Annotated in this window: 12 protein-coding genes; 5 read left to right on the forward strand and 7 right to left on the reverse strand. The window is 63.7% G+C overall.

Annotated elements, in window-relative coordinates; all coding sequences use genetic code 11:
- Positions 1 to 77: 77 nt before the first annotated feature.
- Entirely contained in the window at positions 78 to 1,262 is a 1,185-nt protein-coding gene (gene desA, locus DQ397_RS08965; RefSeq protein ID WP_043208250.1) for a delta-9 fatty acid desaturase DesA, read from the forward strand.
- Between the two features lie 98 nt (positions 1,263 to 1,360).
- A complete protein-coding gene (locus tag DQ397_RS08970) occupies positions 1,361 to 2,392 on the forward strand; it encodes a sensor domain-containing diguanylate cyclase (RefSeq protein WP_043208359.1) in 1,032 nt (343 codons plus the stop codon).
- Between the two features lie 14 nt (positions 2,393 to 2,406).
- Here the strand turns inward: DQ397_RS08970 and DQ397_RS08975 are convergent, their stop codons facing one another.
- The 5 genes from DQ397_RS08975 to DQ397_RS08995 form a co-directional block, all read right to left on the reverse strand.
- Complete coding sequence (locus DQ397_RS08975) at positions 2,407 to 3,615, reverse strand: response regulator (RefSeq protein WP_043208248.1); 1,209 nt, start codon at positions 3,613 to 3,615, stop codon at positions 2,407 to 2,409.
- A 138-nt stretch (positions 3,616 to 3,753) separates the two neighbouring features.
- On the reverse strand, positions 3,754 to 5,031 hold the full coding sequence (gene gabT / locus DQ397_RS08980; RefSeq protein WP_043208247.1) for a 4-aminobutyrate--2-oxoglutarate transaminase: 1,278 nt from the start codon (positions 5,029 to 5,031) through the stop codon (positions 3,754 to 3,756).
- A 180-nt stretch (positions 5,032 to 5,211) separates the two neighbouring features.
- Positions 5,212 to 6,654, reverse strand: coding sequence for an NADP-dependent succinate-semialdehyde dehydrogenase (gene gabD, locus DQ397_RS08985; RefSeq protein WP_043208245.1), 1,443 nt, complete (start codon positions 6,652 to 6,654; stop codon positions 5,212 to 5,214).
- A 300-nt stretch (positions 6,655 to 6,954) separates the two neighbouring features.
- Complete coding sequence (locus tag DQ397_RS08990) at positions 6,955 to 8,631, reverse strand: aryl-sulfate sulfotransferase (RefSeq protein WP_043208242.1); 1,677 nt, start codon at positions 8,629 to 8,631, stop codon at positions 6,955 to 6,957.
- A gap of 16 nt (positions 8,632 to 8,647) precedes the next feature.
- Positions 8,648 to 10,993 carry a TonB-dependent receptor gene (locus tag DQ397_RS08995; RefSeq protein WP_043208239.1) on the reverse strand — a complete coding sequence of 782 codons (2,346 nt, stop codon included), beginning with the start codon at positions 10,991 to 10,993 and terminating at the stop codon, positions 8,648 to 8,650.
- A 193-nt stretch (positions 10,994 to 11,186) separates the two neighbouring features.
- Here DQ397_RS08995 and DQ397_RS09000 point away from each other — a divergent pair, with 193 nt between their 5' ends.
- Positions 11,187 to 12,101, forward strand: coding sequence for a LysR family transcriptional regulator (locus tag DQ397_RS09000; protein WP_043208237.1), 915 nt, complete (start codon positions 11,187 to 11,189; stop codon positions 12,099 to 12,101).
- A 169-nt stretch (positions 12,102 to 12,270) separates the two neighbouring features.
- Here the strand turns inward: DQ397_RS09000 and DQ397_RS09005 are convergent, their stop codons facing one another.
- A complete protein-coding gene (locus DQ397_RS09005) occupies positions 12,271 to 13,176 on the reverse strand; it encodes a TauD/TfdA family dioxygenase (RefSeq protein ID WP_043208234.1) in 906 nt (301 codons plus the stop codon).
- Positions 13,177 to 13,210: 34 nt separating this feature from the next.
- Complete coding sequence (locus tag DQ397_RS09010; protein ID WP_043208232.1) at positions 13,211 to 14,272, reverse strand: ABC transporter substrate-binding protein; 1,062 nt, start codon at positions 14,270 to 14,272, stop codon at positions 13,211 to 13,213.
- A 299-nt stretch (positions 14,273 to 14,571) separates the two neighbouring features.
- On the opposite strand from DQ397_RS09010, the gene DQ397_RS09015 reads away from it, so the two are divergent.
- Together DQ397_RS09015 and DQ397_RS09020 are read left to right on the forward strand one after the other, a co-directional pair.
- Positions 14,572 to 16,164 (forward strand): ABC transporter permease, encoded by a 1,593-nt coding sequence (locus tag DQ397_RS09015; protein WP_080642062.1) that lies wholly within the window; start codon positions 14,572 to 14,574, stop codon positions 16,162 to 16,164.
- Entirely contained in the window at positions 16,161 to 17,024 is an 864-nt protein-coding gene (locus DQ397_RS09020) for an ABC transporter ATP-binding protein (protein ID WP_043208230.1), read from the forward strand. Before DQ397_RS09015 ends, DQ397_RS09020 begins: the two co-directional genes overlap by 4 nt.
- Positions 17,025 to 17,101: the final 77 nt, after the last annotated feature.

The following is a 17,101-nucleotide window of genomic DNA, read 5'->3' on the forward strand; positions in this document are numbered from 1 at the left end:
AGGGTGACTGGTTTTATTTCCTCACCCGGCGATAATGCCCGCGCGGTTCCCCTGTTTTTTCGAGGGTCTCAACACCTATGTGGTACTCCGGTTTTCTCGATCTGTCGGCCTGGCAACTGGTCGGCGTCACCCTGCTGATGACCCACGTGACCATCATCAGCGTCACCCTCTACCTGCATCGCTATTCCGCCCATCGCGCCCTGGAGCTCAACGCCGGGCTCAAACATTTCTTCCGCTTCTGGCTGTGGCTGACCACAGCGCAGAACACCCGTGAATGGACCGCCATCCATCGCAAGCACCACGCCAAGTGCGAAACGCCGGACGACCCCCACAGCCCGGTCTACAAGGGCCTGGGCACCGTGTTGCGCAAGGGCGCCGAGCTCTATCGCGAAGAGGCCCGCAACCCCGAGACACTGCGCATCTATGGCAAGAACTGCCCGGACGACTGGATCGAGCGCAACCTCTATTCGCGCTACAAGCTCGGCGGCGTGGCCATGATGGCGGTGATCGACCTGCTGCTGTTCGGCACCATCGGTATCACCATCTGGGCAGTACAGATGATGTGGATTCCCTTCTGGGCCGCGGGGGTGGTCAATGGCCTGGGCCATGCGCTGGGCTATCGCAACTTCGAGTGCCGGGACGCAGCTACCAACCTGGTGCCCTGGGGCATCGTGATCGGTGGCGAGGAGCTGCACAACAACCACCACACCTACCCCAACTCGGCCAAGCTCTCGGTCAAGCGCTGGGAGTTCGACATGGGCTGGATGTGGATTCGTCTGCTGTGCCTGCTGCGCCTGGCCAAGGTCCAGCGCGTGGCGCCGATCGCCCATCGGGTCGAGGGCAAGGCGCATCTGGACATGGACACCGCCATGGCGATCCTCAACAACCGCTTCCAGATCATGGCCCAGTACCGCAAGCTGGTCATCGCGCCACTGGTCAAGCAAGAGCTGGATCGTGTCGACACCTCGGTGCGCCACCACTTCCGCCGTGCCAAGCGCCTGCTGTCGCGTGAAACGAGCCTGCTGCAGGACCGCCATCACGTGCGTATCGAGTCCATGCTCGCCCACAGCCAGTCGCTCAAGACCATCTATGAAAAACGCCTGGCCCTGCAACAGATCTGGGCGCGCACCAGCGCCAACGGCCACGACATGCTGGCCGCCATGAAGGACTGGGTCCACGAGGCCGAGGCCAGTGGCATCCAGGCGCTGCGCGACTTCGCCGACCAGCTGAAAACCTACTCCCTGCGCCCTTCCGGCGCCTGAGCACCGTTGATCGGCACGCCTCGCCCTGGGGCGTGCCGACCGGAACTTCACTCCCCTCCCCGACTCAAATCCGGCATATCGCCCGCGTGGCGGGCCGGATCGTGGCCGCACGCTTTCACGCCGAGAATCGCTTCGTGCTCATGGCCAAAGACCTCACCTCGACCCTCTTCGGCAATCCACCGCCGGAAGCTGCACAGACCCTGCTCGCCCTCCTCCATGCCCAGGGCGAAGTCGCCCGGCTGAGCGAACGCGAGCAGCTCTACAGTTCGCTGCTCGACAGCGTCAACGCTGTGCTGTGGGCGTTCGACTGGGAAACCCGCCGGGTGCTATATGTCAGCCCCGCCTATGAGCGGATCTTCGGTCGTCCGGCCAGCCTGGTACTGGCCGATTACAACGCCTGGCGCGACAGCATCTACCCGGACGACCTGGAATACGCCGAGCGCAGCCTGGCGCAAGTGCTGGACACAGGTTCGGTGGAAGATCGCGAATACCGCATCATCAACGCCGCCGGCCAAGTGCGCTGGCTGAGCGACAAGTGCTACGTCAACCAGCAGCGCGACAGCGACCAACGCGTGATCATCGTCGGCATCGCCGAGGACATCACCGAGAAGAAGCAGCTCGAAGGCGAGCTGCAACGTCTGGCCACCACCGATGTGCTGACCCAAAGCAGCAATCGCCGCCACTTCTTCGAGTGCGCCCGCCAGGCCCTGGAAACCGCCCGGGAGGAAGGCAAGCCCCTGGCCTTCCTGCTGCTGGACATCGATGACTTCAAACAGATCAACGATACCTATGGCCACCAGGAAGGTGACCAGGTGCTTCAGCGCATCGCCGACAGCGGCCGCGCCGTGCTACGCCGAGGCGATCTGTTCGGGCGGATCGGCGGCGAGGAGTTTGCTGCCGTGTTCCCAGGCTGCACCGCCCAGATCGCCGAACAGATCGCCGGACGGCTGCAACGGGAGATCCAGCACTTGAGCTTCAGCCATGGGCAGCAAGTGTATGGCGTCACGGTCAGCCAAGGCGTGACCGAGCTCACCGATGCGGACGACCTGATCGACACCCTCTTCGCCCGCGCCGACGCTGCCATGTACCAGGCCAAGCGCCAGGGCAAGAACCAGATCGTGCGTGGCTGAGGCTCGGCGCGACCTCACTCCTGCCTGCGCAGCCGGCTCAGTTGCGCCATTCCTAGCTTGAGCAGGCGAGCCGTCTTGCCGCTGGCGACTTTCTCGAGGCCCTGCTCCTCGGACAGGCGCGACAATTGCCCGGCCAGGTTCATGGCCAGGATTTCCCGCGAATAGACCCCGCCGCCGAGCTGATAGATCGCGGCGATCAGCTCACGCAGGCTCAGCGGCAGGCGCCATCGCGTGCGCAGCGCCGAGCCAAAAGCAGCGCCAAATTCATTGAGCGACAGTTGCACCTGGTCCTCGTCCAGCTCACCGCCCGCCAGGCACCACTCCTGCAGGCAACGCAGCACGGCCAGATCGCCCAGGCAATGCAGCAAGCCCGCGCAGTAGCAGCGTTCTTCATCGATTTCGAGCAGGCGCGCCAGGCTGCGGGCGTACTCTGCGGTGTGCAGCGAAAGGTCCCAGAAATGCGCCGCGTGCCGCGCCAGCAACGGGTCACTCAGGCGCGCACTGCGCTTGAGGGCCAGGCCCAGGATAAGGTTCATGCTTTGGGTGCTGCCGAGTTTGTTCAACGCCTGCAACAGGGTCTGCACCGGTACTTCGCTATGCAGGGCGGCACTGTTGGCAGCGGCAATCAGCACCGCCGTGATCTGCGGATCGTTGCGCACTTCTTCTTCCAGCGTCTTCAGGTTCAGCCCTTGGGGGTTGAGCGCACGCTTGATTGCCACCTGCACATCGGCCAGCAGCGGCCCGCCATCGGCGCTGGCGCGGCGTTGTTCTAAGTAGGTCGGCAGCTTGATCCCCGGCTGCAAGGCCGGAGCCGGGCAGGCGACCTGCTCCCCCACCTCCAGCAGGAGTTTCTCCAAGCGTTTGCGCAGATTGTCCAGATCCAGAGGTTTGCTCAGGTAAGCGGTGGGATGCAGCGGCAGCACCTCATGCACGCTGGCACTGTCGCTGCGCTCGCTCATGAGGATGAATGGCAAGGTAGCGGTTTGTTGCTGGGCACGCACGTTGCGCAGCAAGTCCAGGCCGTCGCCGCCGGCCAGCTCGCGAGCAGCGATGATCAGGTCGGGTTTGCTCGCCAGCGCGGCCAAAGCCTCCGGTCCGTTGGCACAGACCTGCAAACGAGCATCACAGCGGACGCTGAGCAGCATGTCGCGGAGCATGTCGCGCACCCAAGGATCGCCTTCGGCAATCAGTACGCAAGGCGGGATGGGGTTGGCAGCGCTCATCGGCGGGCTCCTGGTAATCCTTGACACGCAATCCGTTGCAGCATCCTGGGCAAATCCTCGGACAACGATAGCGTCCCGTGCCTGGCTTGGGCATAAAAAAACCCGCCGAAGCGGGTTTTTTTATGCATCGCGTCAGATTCAAGCCAGCTCAGCGAAGCACTCTTCGATGATTGCCAGGCCTTTGTCCAGCAGCGCGTCTTCGGCGGTCAGCGGAACCAGGATACGCAGGACGTTTCCGTAAGTACCGCAGGACAGCAGGATCAGACCCTTGTCACGTGCCTTGGCCACGACCTGGGCAACGGCAGCGGCGTTCGGGGTGTGGGTGCCTTTCTCGAAGACTTCAACAGCGATCATCGAGCCCAGGCCACGCACGTCACCGATGATCGGGTGCTTTTCCTGGATCTTGCGCAGGCCAGTGGTCAGACGCTCACCGACAGCCTTGCTGCGGTCCAGCAGTTTCTCTTCTTCGAACACCTTGATGACGGCCAGGGCCGCAGCGCAGGCGATCGGCGAACCGGCGTAGGTGCCGCCCAGGCCGCCTGGAGCGATGGCGTCCATGTACTCGGCCTTGCCGCACACACCGGCCAGCGGGAAGCCGCCAGCGATGGACTTGGCGAAGGTGGTCAGGTCAGGCGCGACGCCCATCTGTTCCATGGCGAAGAAGGTACCGGTACGGCCAGCGCCGGTCTGGACTTCGTCGGCGATCAGCAGGATGCCGTGCTGGTCGCACAGGGCGCGCAGGCGCTTCATCAGCTCTTTCGGTGCTGGCAGGAAGCCGCCTTCGCCTTGTACCGGCTCGAGGATGATGGCAGCGATGTCGCGTGGCTCGGCGTCGTTCTTGAAGATGCGCTCGACCGAGGCGATGGCGTCGTCAACGCTGATGCCGTGCAGTTCGCTCGGGAACAGGGCGCGGAAGATGCCGCCTGGCATCAGGCCCATGCCAGCGGAGTAAGGCACGACCTTGCCGGTCAGGCCCAGGGTCATCATGGTACGACCGTGGTAGCCGCCGGTGAAGGCGATCACGCCGGCACGGCCAGTGGCGGCACGGGCGATCTTCACGGCGTTCTCGACGGCCTCGGAACCGGTGGAGACCAGCAGGGTCTTCTTGGCGAAGTCGCCAGGGACCATGGCATTGATCTTCTCGCACAGCTCTACGTAGGGCTCGTATGCCAGAACCTGGAAGCAGGTGTGGCTGACTTTGGTCAGCTGCTCTTGAACGGCGGCAACCACTTTCGGGTGCAGGTGGCCGGTGTTCAGTACTGCGATGCCGCCGGCGAAGTCGATCAGTTCGCGGCCTTCAACGTCGATCACGGTCGAGTTCTTCGCGGTGTCGACGAAGATCGGGTGGATCTGGCCAACGCCACGTGGGACGGCGTTGACACGGCGTTGCATCAAAGATTCGTTGGTCTTGCTCATAATGCCCTCATTCGCGCCGACGATAATGGCGCTGTTATTCGGGGGTGGCTGGGGTCGTTCACGATCAGCATGCGTTGATCGACTGTCGCGAACACCCTGGTCACCAGGTACTACGGTGTCAAAAAGGCCAGCGAGACGTCGCTCTCGCGCCCCGCTGGCAGAGGGAAATTCAGTACGTGATCAGATGCTGATGCACAGGTACTTGATCTCGAGGTAGTCCTCGATGCCGTACTTGGAACCTTCGCGGCCCAGGCCCGAGGCCTTGATGCCACCGAACGGTGCCACTTCGTTGGAGATCAGGCCGGTGTTGATACCCACCATGCCGTACTCCAGGGCCTCGGCGACACGGAACACTCGGCTCATGTCACGGGCATAGAAGTACGAAGCCAGGCCGAACTCGGTGTCGTTGGACATGGCGATGACTTCGGCTTCGTCTTTGAAGCGGAACAGCGGCGCCAGCGGGCCGAAGGTTTCTTCCTTGGCCACGGCAGCGCTCTTCGGTACGTCGACCAGGATGGTCGGCTCGAAGAAGTTGCCTTCGATCAGCTTGCCGCCGGACAGCACCTTGGCGCCCTTGGAGACTGCGTCTTCGATGTGCTCTTGGACCTTGGCGACAGCCTTGCCGTCGATCAGCGGGCCAGTAGTGGTGCCTTCTTCCAGGCCGTTACCGATCTTCAGCTTGGCGACAGCGGCCTTGAGCTTCTCGGCGAACGCGTCGTAAACGCCGTCCTGAACGTAGATACGGTTGGCGCAGACGCAGGTCTGGCCGTTGTTGCGGTACTTGGAGATGATCGCGCCCTCGACCGCCTTGTCCAGGTCGGCGTCGTCGAACACGATGAACGGCGCGTTGCCGCCCAGCTCCAGGGAGACCTTCTTGATGTCCTTGGCGCATTCTTCCATCAGCTGGCGACCGATTTCGGTCGAGCCGGTGAAGGACAGCTTGCGAACCAGGGCGTTGCCGGTCAGCTCGCCGCCGACTTCGCCAGCGCTGCCGGTGACCACGCTCAGCACGCCAGCCGGGATGCCGGCACGGTTGGCCAGCTCGATCAGGGCCAGGGCGGAGTATGGGGTCTGGGAAGCAGGCTTGAGGACCATGGTGCAGCCAGCGGCCAGGGCCGGGCCGGCTTTACGGGTGATCATCGCGGCCGGGAAGTTCCACGGAGTGATGGCGGCGGTGACACCGATCGGCTGCTTGATGACGATCAGGCGTTTGTCTGGCTGATGGCCAGGAATCACGTCACCGTAGACACGCTTGCCTTCTTCGGCGAACCACTCGATGAACGAGGCAGCGTAGGCGATCTCGCCCTTGGCTTCGGCCAGTGGCTTGCCCTGCTCGGTGGTCATCAGGCGGGCCAGGTCGTCCTGGTTCTCGATCATCAGCTCGAACCAGCGACGCAGCTTGCCAGCACGCTCTTTGGCGGTCAGTGCGCGCCAGGCCGGCAGGGCCTTGTCGGCAGCTTCGATGGCGCGGCGGGTTTCGGCGGCGCCCATCTTCGGCACGGTACCGATGACTTCACCGGTAGCCGGGTTGGTCACCTTGATGGTCTGACCGTTGTCCGCGTCCAGCCACTCACCGTTGATGAAGGCTTGCTGGCGGAACAACTGAGCGTCTTTGAGCTGCATGTCGGATTCCCTTGAGAGCACCGTGCACGGACGGCGCTAATTATTGATTGTTGAAAGGCGCCCAAGGGCGCCATCAGGAATTCTTGCACCAGGGGTGTTCAACGCCTGGGCATCGAGCGTTTGAAATCTCAAACGGAATGCTAAGCGGGTGCTGGGGTGTTGGACAATAGGCTGTTCGAAAAAAAGAACGAACGGTTGAACACCGAGCCGGATTTCCGGATCGGTGCAGGGAAGAAGTTCAGGTTAGTCCAAAGGCCTGAAGGAGGGTCGATGGGAGGACCGACGGCCCTCCCGGCAGGATCAGAACGCGTTGTCGAGGTCGATCACCAGTGCGCGGTAGCCGACGCTACCCGGCTGGCGACTGTGTACTTTCAGTTCCACCAGAACCTCCTGGGTACCGCTGCGCACCTCGTTGAGCACCGAGGTGGTGAGTTTTTCCGGCGTGAGGAAACCCACCGACGCCGAGTAGATGAACTGGGTATCGGTTTCCGGACGGTAGGCCACCACCGAGGTGATCGGGCTGTACCACTCATCGCCTCGCTCCTTGCCGTAGGCCCAGACCTGCTCGACGGTGCCCTTGGCTTCGTCGATGCGGTACTCCACCGCACGGCTGTAGTTGCCCGACAGTTTGGTCGGCGCGAAGTCACGTCCCCAGCCGTTGTCGAACACGGTCAGCGTGCCGCGGCCGGTCAGCCAGGCCGTGTGCTGGGTCCAGGACCAGTCGAAGTCCTCGCTCGCCACAGGTTTGAGCACTTTGTCTTGCAGGCGTGCCGGCCATCCTTGCGGCGAGGCGAGGATCCACTTCACCGTTTTGTCGCGACCGATCTTCACCACGCCCTGATGGCGGGCAGAGATGATGATGCTGTCATCGGCCGGGTCGTAGTCGATGGCGTTGACATGGGCCCAGTTGCGTCCAGTGCCGACGCCCGGAGCATCGCCGAATGGCAGGTCGCCTTCGGCCAGCTCGTTGGCCAGGGTGCTGTCCTGGCGCGCCACGTCTGCGGGCAGCTGGATCGCCGCCTTGCCCAGGGTTTCGAGCAAGTCGCCGCGGTACGGGTCGAGGATCTGGTTGAGGTCCCAGAAGTCCAGCACATCGCCCGCCTCGTTCACTTCGATGATGTGGTCACGGATCGAACGCACGCGCTTGCCGTCCGGACGTCGATAATCGCTGGTGCCCACGCGCAACAGGTAGGTGCCGTTCACGGTTTCGCGGATCTCGTGGGAGAAGTCGGCGAACTTGTCCGGCAGGCTACGCTGCCAGATGCGCCGGCCCAGCAGGTCGTACTTGGAATAGGTCTGGCCTTGGCCCCAGATCAGCTTGCCGTCGCGGGTCTGCTGGAAGCCCATGGTCCCGCCCAGGCCGTCGCGGCGGTTGGAGTCGTGGATCTGTTCGATGTCCAGGTACCAGCGCACATCGCCATTGCTGTCGGCGATCCAGTTGTTGCCCACCTGGTCCCACTCGGCGGCGCCACCCAGGCCGTTCCACTTGAAGGCGCGCGCACCGGGGATATCCCCTTGCAGATGGTTGAACAGGTACAGGCGCTTCTCGAAGCCTGGCGACACCTTGACCGGCTCCACCTCAGGCAGGGCCGCAGTCTGCTTGGCCACCACCGGCAGACGCACGGCCGGGGCGTAGATCTCGAAACGCTCGCGGATGCGCTCGCCGTCGAGCTTGTAGGTCACTTCCACTTGGTTGACGTAGTCCGGGTACAGGCCGAACACCGGGATCCCGCCGTAGGTCCACAGAGAGCGGTCAGACACCTCATAGGCGATGTCCACGCCGCGCTCGCCACGGCCCAGCACCCGAACGTGGACAGCACTGAGCGTGCGGCCACCGTCGCGGATGATCGCGGTCAGCGGCGCCAGGCGGTACGGGTTGACCACGACATCGCCAAGCAGGGCCTCGTCGTGATCCGGGACCTTGGCGGTAATGCAGGCGCCTTCGGGCAATGCGGGCGTTTCGGTCTTGGCATTCATGGCAAAGCTCCTTTTCTCAGAAGTCGTAACGGGCGGTTGCACCCACGGTGCGCGGGGTGCCGAGCACACCGGAATAGCCACCGTTGGCGGCGTTCCACAGGCTGGTGAAGTAGGTCTTGTCGCCGGCGTTCTTCACCCACAGCGACAGGTCGAGCACGCCGTCGCCCTGGTCCAGGCGCACGCCGGTAGAGAGATTGACGATGGCGTAGCTGGGGATCTGGCCGTAGTCGGAATCGTCGATGGTGCCCACCGCGCGGGAGCGGAAGGCGTAGCTGGCGGTGACGTAGGGCTCGATGCGCTCGGCCAATTGCCACTTGTACTGGCCGTTGAGGTTGGCGATGTACTTGGAGGCGCCGACCACCTGATGGCCACTGAGGTCGCAGGTCGCGCCGGGGTTGGCCAGACCCACCTCCGGCGGGCACGGGGCGTCGTCGTACTCGGTGTAGCGCACATCGTTCCACGAGCCGTTGAAGTTGAGCGTAAGGCCGCGCACCGGCAGCGCCGTGGCCTCGAACTCCAGGCCACGGGAGCGGACATTGCCGGCGTTGGCCAGGTACTGCACGCGGTTGGCTTCGTCGTAGACGTTGGCCTGGTAGCCATGCACCTCGGCCCAGAACAGGTTGGCGTTGAGCTGCAGGCGGTTGTCCAGCAGCGTGCTCTTGACCCCCAGCTCGGCGTTGTTGACCCGCTCGGTGCCCACCAGCAACGAGTCGGTGCCCAGGCGCGGCGCTGCCCCCACGGTGAGATTGATGCCGCCGGACTTTTCGCCATGGCTGAGGCTCGCATAGCCGAGCACCTGCTCGTTGAAGCGGTAGCTCAGGCTCAGCAGGCCGGAGGGGCTGAAGCTGTACTGGTTCAGATCGCCCGAGTCGTAGGCACCGGCCCGACCATTGCGCGCCGCAGCCGCACCGCCGGTGACCGCTGCGCCGCCGACAGGCGCATCCCGGGTGACCCAGGCGCTTTTTTCTTCATAGGTGCCGCGCACCCCGGCTGTGAAGTCCAGGCGGTCGGTCAGGTGCCAGGTGCCCTGAGCGAACAACGCATAGCTGTCAGTGTCGATGTGCCCGTCACCCAGGCTGGTGACGTTGGCCAGCGCGCCTGGGGGCGTGCCGCTCCAGATATCGGCCTGGGGGCCGTAGTAGGAGAACGATTGGTTATCCAGGTCCTGCTTGAAGTAATAGGCGCCGAGCACATAGTCGAAGAAGCCGCCGGTGGGCGATGCCAGGCGGATCTCCTGGGAATACTGCTTGTCGCGCACCGACACCCCGACGTTGCGGTAGACCGGCACGTTCAGGCCATCGTCGTTGCGCGGGGTGAAGTCCCACCAGCGGTAAGCGGTGATGGAGGTCAGGGTGAAGTCGTTGGGCAAGGTCCAGTTGGCCTCCACCGAAGTGCCGCCCTGGAACACCGTCACCTGCTGGTCGGCGTCGAAGTTGACCTTGCGATCCTTGCCCGACACCAGCGTAGCGCCGGCTTGGGCCGCCAGGCTTTCGTAGCGATTGACACCGTTGATGGTCGGGCCGGTGCTGTAGAGCGCCAATACGCCGTTGTCGGAGTCCTCTTCGTTGTACTCACCGATCCAGCGCAAGTTGAAGGTCTCGCTCGGCTCGAACAGCAACTGGGTCCGAAAACCCTGGCGCTTGCCGCCGTTGAGGTCGTGGCCGTTGTAGACGTTCTTCACGTAGCCATCGTCCTCGGTGTGGTAAGCGCTGATGCGCCCGGCCAGGGTTTCGCTGATCGGCCCGGAAAAACTGCCCTGGGTCTGCCAGTAACCATCCTCGCCCAGTGACGACTGGATGCTGCCTTCGCGGTGGAACGTCGGTTTGCGGGTGGTGATGTTGAGCACCCCGGCGGTTGTGTTCTTGCCGAACAGCGTGCCTTGCGGGCCGCGCAGCACTTCGAGCTGCTCGACATCCAGCAGGTCGAACACGGCCATGCCAGGGCGACCCAGATAGACGTTGTCCAGGTAGATACCCACGCTGCCTTCGAGGCCATCGCTGGCCGGGTTGTTGCCCAGGCCGCGGATCGAGATGCTCGACTGGCGGGCATGGACATAGGCGACGTTGGTGCTGGGTACCAGCTGTTGCAGATCCTGCACACGGTAAATGCGCTGGGTCTCCAGGGTCTCGCTGTCGAGCACACTGATCGGCGTGGGGACGCTCTGGGCGCTTTCCTCGCGGCGTCGAGCATTGACCGTGACAGTGCCGAGGGTGGCTTGCTGCTCGGGCACTGGCGTGGCAACGACGGTCTCTTCGGCAAGGCTAGGCAGGCTGGTGCCGGCGACAGCCAGTAGCACGCCTGCGGCCAAGGGTTGCAAGGTGAACAGCGACGCGCACGCCGGCCATCGGGGAAGTCGGGACATGCAAATGCTCCTTGAGGCATGGGCCCTGGGGCGAGCATTTCCGTTGGCGGAACCGAATCGCGGACAGTCGGGCTATATTCTTTTAAGAGATATAAATATTTTTAATTCATATTTTGTGGAATAAGTGACTCCCTTTATAAGGTTCGTAACCCTTGTCAGCAATTGCATTTCACCGAAAGTTTTCATGTAGAAAATGCATATAGATCTCCGTCAGCTTCGTCACTTCATCGCCTTGGTCGATCACCGCAGCTTCGTCGCTGCGGCGGCTGCGGTGAACCTGTCGCAATCGGCCTTCAGCCGGAGCATCCAGACGCTCGAGCACAACGTCGGCTGCCGCCTGGTCGATCGCGCCAGCAAGGATTTGTCCCCTACCCGGCAAGGCCTGCTGGTGCTGGAGCACTCGCGCCGCCTGGTGCATGGAGCCCATCACCTGGCCAATGAAATCAACCAGTTCAATGGCGCCACCACGGGTGTCGTGCGGTTCGGCTCCGGGCCGGCACCGGCAGGCGGGCTGGTTCCAAGAGCGGTGGCGCGTTTCGTGGCCGAGTACCCCGCTGCGCGCACCTGCTTTCAGGTGGATAACTGGCAGGCACTGAACCGCCGGCTGGTAGCCGAGGAGATCGAGTTTTTCGTTGCAGACACCCGTCAGTTCGAAGCCGATCCGGACTACCAAGTGCACAAGCTCAAGCCTCAGCGCTGGCATTTCTGCTGCCGCGCCGGGCACCCGTTGAGCGAGCGCGCCGAGGTCCGTGCGCGTGATCTGTTCGACTACCCGCTGGCCACGACCTTCCGCCCGCCGAACATCCGCAAGGTGCTGAGCGACCTGAGCGGCCGCCAGGATTTCTTGCCCAGCGTGGAGTGTGAACACGGCTATGCGCTGCTCAACGTGGTGCAGCAATCGGACACCATCGGCATTGCCTGCAATGCCAATCTGCGGCCCTATCAACGAGAAGGCGGGTTGGTAGCGCTCACGCTCGCCGACCTTGCGCCGGAGCATGAAGAGGCGTTCTACACCCGCTATGGCGTGGTGAGCCGCGTGGGGTATGGACTGTCGGCGTTGGCCCAGGGATTGGTGAGGCAGTTGATTGCCTGTGACAGCGAGTCATGACCGGGCAGTATGGTGCCATTGCACCGCGCCGCCTGCTTCGCGGGTGAACCCGCTCCCACAAGAAACACCGCCCCTTGTAGGAGCGGGTTTATCCGCGAATAGCGCCAGCGCAAGCAGCCCACCTAGTTGTCTCTTCGATTCCGCGATGGCGGCACAGGCCTGCAATAGATCAGCCCTTGCGAAGGGTCCGGCTCTGCTGTCCGTCCACACCCACCGGCACCTCCCCGCCCAATGTCACCCGACGCACGATGCGCGGCTGGGTGCCGTAATCGTCCACCGCGTAATGCTGGGTCGCGCGATTGTCCCAAATGGCCACGTCACCGGCCTGCCAGCGCCAGCGAACGGTATTTTCCAGGCGCGTCACATGCCCTTGCAGCAGATTGAACAGGTGCGCCGAGTCCGCCTGTGAATAACCTTTGATGCGCTTGACGAAATGCCCCAGCTGCAAGGCTCTTTCACCACTGATCGGATGCACCCGCACCACTGGATGTTCGGTCTCGTACACCGTGGAAGTGAACACCTGGCGATAACGCTCAAGCTTGGCCGGGTCCACATCGGGCTTGGTACCGGCATAGTCGTATTCGTTGCTGTGCACCGCCCAGAGCTTGTCGGCAAGCTCGCGCAGCGGCTCGGGCAGGCTTTGGTAAGCCGCTGCGGTGTTGGCCCAGACAGTGTCGCCACCAAAGGCCGGCGCCACCACACTGCGCAAGATAGAAGCCTTGGGGTAGGCTTCGACGAAGGTCACATCGGTGTGCCAGGAATTGGCCCGTTGACCTTCGGCACCATCGAGCTGCAGCAGGTAGTTCGTGCCGTCGACCACCGGCACGGTGGGATGGGCGATCGGCTCGCCAAGACGTTTGGCGAAGGCCTCCTGGCTCTGGTCGTCCAACTGCGTCTGGTTGCGGAAGAAAATCACCTTGTATTGGACCAGGGCCGCCTGAATGGCGTCGATGGTGGCGGCGTCCAAGTCGGCGGACAATGTCACGCCGCGAATCTCGGCGCCGATGCGCCCGGCGATCGGATGGATGTCGAGTGCAGCGGTGTGTGGCGCGCGGGCCAGTGCGGCATTGCTCATGGTCATGTCCTTGCGATGGGGATGGATAGGGGTTTCAGCGGGCGGCCTGGACGGCTTGGTCCTGCTGTAGGGCGGCATCGAGAAAACGCGGTTCGATCCAGTCGCTCACCTGGAAGCCACGGCGGATCAAACGCTCCTTGGCAGCCAGGTCCACACCCTGCTGCAGCAGGCCGACAAATTCGGCGTCCAGGCGTGGGTCGAAGTAATGGGCGAGGTTCTCCTGGGCCAGGTCGCCTTCGAGGATCACCCGGGGGTAGTTGGCGGTGCTGGCGACCAGGTCCACATAAGCCTTGCGGTTGTTCTCATCGCGCAGCCACTTCACCGCCTTCTGTTGGGCCGTGACCAGGCGCGCCACCAGGTCCGGGTGCTGGTCGATGAAGGCCCCGGTGCCCAGCAGTACCGCCTGGGTGCTACCCGCCCCCTTGAGGTCGCGGGAGTTCACCGGTAGCTCCACCACCCCCCGTTCGCGCAGGGACAACAGGGTCGACAGGCCCCAAGTGGCGTCGATCTGCTTGGCCGCGATGGCAGCATTGGCGGCGTTGAAATCCAGGTTGATGATCTTCAGGTCACGCTCGGACAGCCCTTGGCTGGCCAGGGCGCTGGCGAACGACAGCTGGTTGGCGGTACCGCGGAACACAGCCACGCGCTTGCCTTTGAGATCCTGCAGGCTGTGGATACCAGAGCCTGGAACTACGGCCAGATAGCTCTTCACCCCGCGCACGCCGGCAGACAGTACCCGGGTGTCGAGGCCGTTGGCCTTGCCGATGATCGCGGCCAGGTCGCCCAGGTAGGCAAAATCGGCCTGGCCGTTGGCCAGGGCTTCGTTGATCACCGGCCCCGCGCCTTTGAAGAAGCGCCAGTCGATGTGGATGCCGTCCTTGGCAAACTCCTGCTCCAGCAATTGCTGGCTACGCAGCACATCCACCACCCCGCCCGCGCTGGGCTGGCTGCCGGCACTGAGGTCCGGCACGGCAATGCGGATGCTATGGGGTGCGTCCGCCTGGGCCGCTTGAGCGCTCAGCACGCTGGCCGCCAGCAGGCCCGCCAACAGCGGCGAGGCGAACGTACTGAACAAACGTCGGAATGGGATTTTCATGACCAGGCTCCTTGGCAGGCTGCCACCGGCGATGGCCGGCGCTTTGGCCAGAAGCTAGGCCGGGCGAGTTAAAACCCACAAAGACCAAAACTTCATTTTTTAGTAACCAAAAGTCATAACCCAAGCGTCACGGGCGCTGCCGGACGGCTTGCGGAAAACGCATGGAAAATATGAGGAAAACGCAACGGCGCAGGGCTTTCGTGGCGTCTTGAAGACATGTTCTTATCCTTTGATGAACGTACTTATGAATTTTTAATTCCATAAGCGCATAACCAAGGAATGATTCAAGAGGTGCCTGGATGAGCGAGGTTTTGAGCAAGCGTGGACAAGGCCTTCTGGGGCCGCTGCGCCCCCCTTTCGCGACACAGGGCCGCTTACAGGAACCTCTGCTGCCATGGTTGGTGCCATTGGGGGTGGCGGCGCTATGGGTCATCGCCAGCCATTGGCACTGGATGAGCGAGCAGATCCTGCCAGCCCCGTCGGTGGTCTGGCAGAGCGCGCTGGAATTCGGCTCCGGTGAGCTCTGGAGCCACCTGTGGATAAGCCTGCAACGCCTGCTGCTCGGCCTGCTCGCCGGCATCGCCAGTGGCCTGCTGCTGGGCACCTGGCTGGGCGCCTCACGCAGGGCTCAGGCCTGGGTATTGCCGACCTTCGTGGCCTTGGCACAGATCCCCACGCTGGCATGGATCCCACTGTTCATGCTGTTCTTCGGTATCGGTGAAATGCTCAAGCTGGTGGTGCTGATCAAGGCGGTGATCGTGCCGGTGGCCCTGCATACCTTGGTCGGCGTACGCGATGCCCAGCCCAAACTGCGCGAAGCCGCCGCTGCGCTACGTTTGCCGACACACCTGCTATTCCTGCGCCTGCTGCTGCCCGCCGCCCTGCCGGCCTTCCTGACCGGTATACGCCTGGCCCTGGCCACGGGCTGGACCTCGCTGCTGGCCGTGGAACTGCTGGCCTCCAGCGAAGGGATCGGCTACCTGATGGTCTGGGGTCGGCAGCTGTTCATGCTTGATCTGGTGTTCCTGTGCATCCTGGTGATCGGCTTGGTCGGCGCCTTCATGGACCGCGGTTTCTCGGCACTGGAGCGGCGCCTGCTGTATTGGCCGCAACCGGCAACCGGTGAGCAACAACGCAGCGCCCACGCATCCGCCTGGCAAGGTCTGTTGCTGCCGGTTGCGCTGCTGGCGTTATGGCAGGCCGCCAACAGCTTCGGCTGGGTCGACGGCAACATTCTCACTTCACCTTGGGAAGTCCTGCGCAGCCTGCTGGCGGGGCTGGCGGACGGCTCACTGCCCGAGGCCCTCTACCTGAGCCTGCAGCGCACCCTTGTCGGGCTGTTGTTCGGCGGCGGCGCGGGTTTTGCCCTGGGTGTCCTGCTCGGCCTGTCGCAACCGGCCGAGCGCATGCTCGGACCAAGCCTGTCGGCGCTGCGCCAGGTGGCGCTGTTCGCCTGGGTGCCGCTGCTCACGGCTTGGTTCGGCCTGGGTGAAGAGGCCAAGGCCGTGTTCGTGGGCCTGGCGGCGTTCTTTCCGCTGTTCATCGCCACCCAGCGCGGCATCGCCAGCCTCTCGCCGCAATTGGGCGAGGCGGCTCGCGTCTTGCGCCTGAGCCTGCCACGACGCCTGCGTCTGCTGGTGCTGCCCGGGGCGGCGCCGGCGATTTTCGCCGGCCTGCGCCTGTCGCTGATCTACGCGTGGCTGGGCACCATCGGCGCCGAATACTTCATGCCCTCCGATGGCGGTATCGCCAGCCTGATGCTCGGCGCGCAGCAACTGTTTCGCATGGACCAGGTCATGGCGGCCATGGTCTTGATCGGCCTGGTCGGCGCTCTGCTGGGCACCCTTGGACAACGCCTCGAATCGCGCGCCACGCGCTGGAGAACCGCATGAACGCTTTCAACACCTCGGCCCTGCACGCGGCCAATCAACCCGACACCACGCCGCCGCTGGTCAGCTTCGACGGCGTCGGCAAAGTCTTCAGTGTCGATGGTCAGCCGTTCGAGGCCATCCGTAATTTCAACCTGGCGATCAACGAGGGCGAGTTCATCGCCATCGTCGGCGCCTCCGGCTGCGGCAAGTCCACCCTGCTGCGCCTGCTGGTGGGGCTGGACACCGACTACAGCGGCAGCATCCGCGTCGATGGCCAGCCGGTCAGCGGCATCGGTGGCGAACGCGGCATCGTATTCCAGGAGCACCGGCTGTTTCCGTGGCTGACGGTGCAGCAGAACATTGCCTTGGGCCTGGTCAACGAGCCGCTCACCCAAGGTGAGCGGGCACGTCGGGTCCATGAGTTCGTGCAACTGGTGGGGCTGGCAGGGTTCGAGTCGGCCTACCCGCACCAGCTCTCCGGCGGCATGGCCCAACGCGTGGCAATCGCCCGCGGACTGGTCGCCAGCCCACGCATCCTGCTGCTGGACGAACCCTTCGGCGCCCTCGATGCCCTGACCCGCCAGCAATTACAGGACGAGCTGCTGGCGATTCGCGAGCGCTCAGGCATCACCACTTTGCTGGTCACCCATGATGCCGAGGAGGCGACGTACCTGGCTGACCGGGTAGTGGTGCTGGAGCCGCGACCGGGGCGGATCAAGTCAGTGGTGGATATCGACCTGCCGCATCCGCGCCAGCGCACCGGCGTGGCGCTGCACCATCTGCGCGAGAAGGTGTTGCATCAGATCACAGGCGATGGCGGTTATCTGAAACCAGCGGCAGCGCGCGTGGAAGGGCTGCGGCCGGAATTGATCGCGCTGTGAGTCACGGCGTGTTCGCGGGTGACTCCGCTACAGCGCCCGCACGGACCAAATACGAGCGAGTTACCCGCGAACGCGCC

This window comes from Pseudomonas sp. CK-NBRI-02 (assembly GCF_008124495.1).
Classification (GTDB): Bacteria; Pseudomonadota; Gammaproteobacteria; order Pseudomonadales; family Pseudomonadaceae; genus Aquipseudomonas; species Aquipseudomonas guariconensis.

Coding starts and splice junctions, on each gene's coding strand:
- desA (WP_043208250.1), top strand. CDS start 78: ATGTGGTACTCCGGTTTTCTCGATCTGTCGGCCTGGCAACTGGTCGGC.
- DQ397_RS08975 (WP_043208248.1), bottom strand. CDS start 3,615: ATGAGCGCTGCCAACCCCATCCCGCCTTGCGTACTGATTGCCGAAGGC.
- gabT (WP_043208247.1), bottom strand. CDS start 5,031: ATGAGCAAGACCAACGAATCTTTGATGCAACGCCGTGTCAACGCCGTC.
- gabD (WP_043208245.1), bottom strand. CDS start 6,654: ATGCAGCTCAAAGACGCTCAGTTGTTCCGCCAGCAAGCCTTCATCAAC.
- DQ397_RS08990 (WP_043208242.1), bottom strand. CDS start 8,631: ATGAATGCCAAGACCGAAACGCCCGCATTGCCCGAAGGCGCCTGCATT.
- DQ397_RS08995 (WP_043208239.1), bottom strand. CDS start 10,993: ATGTCCCGACTTCCCCGATGGCCGGCGTGCGCGTCGCTGTTCACCTTG.
- DQ397_RS09000 (WP_043208237.1), top strand. CDS start 11,187: ATGCATATAGATCTCCGTCAGCTTCGTCACTTCATCGCCTTGGTCGAT.
- DQ397_RS09005 (WP_043208234.1), bottom strand. CDS start 13,176: ATGAGCAATGCCGCACTGGCCCGCGCGCCACACACCGCTGCACTCGAC.
- DQ397_RS09010 (WP_043208232.1), bottom strand. CDS start 14,272: ATGAAAATCCCATTCCGACGTTTGTTCAGTACGTTCGCCTCGCCGCTG.
- DQ397_RS09015 (WP_080642062.1), top strand. CDS start 14,572: ATGAGCGAGGTTTTGAGCAAGCGTGGACAAGGCCTTCTGGGGCCGCTG.
- DQ397_RS09020 (WP_043208230.1), top strand. CDS start 16,161: ATGAACGCTTTCAACACCTCGGCCCTGCACGCGGCCAATCAACCCGAC.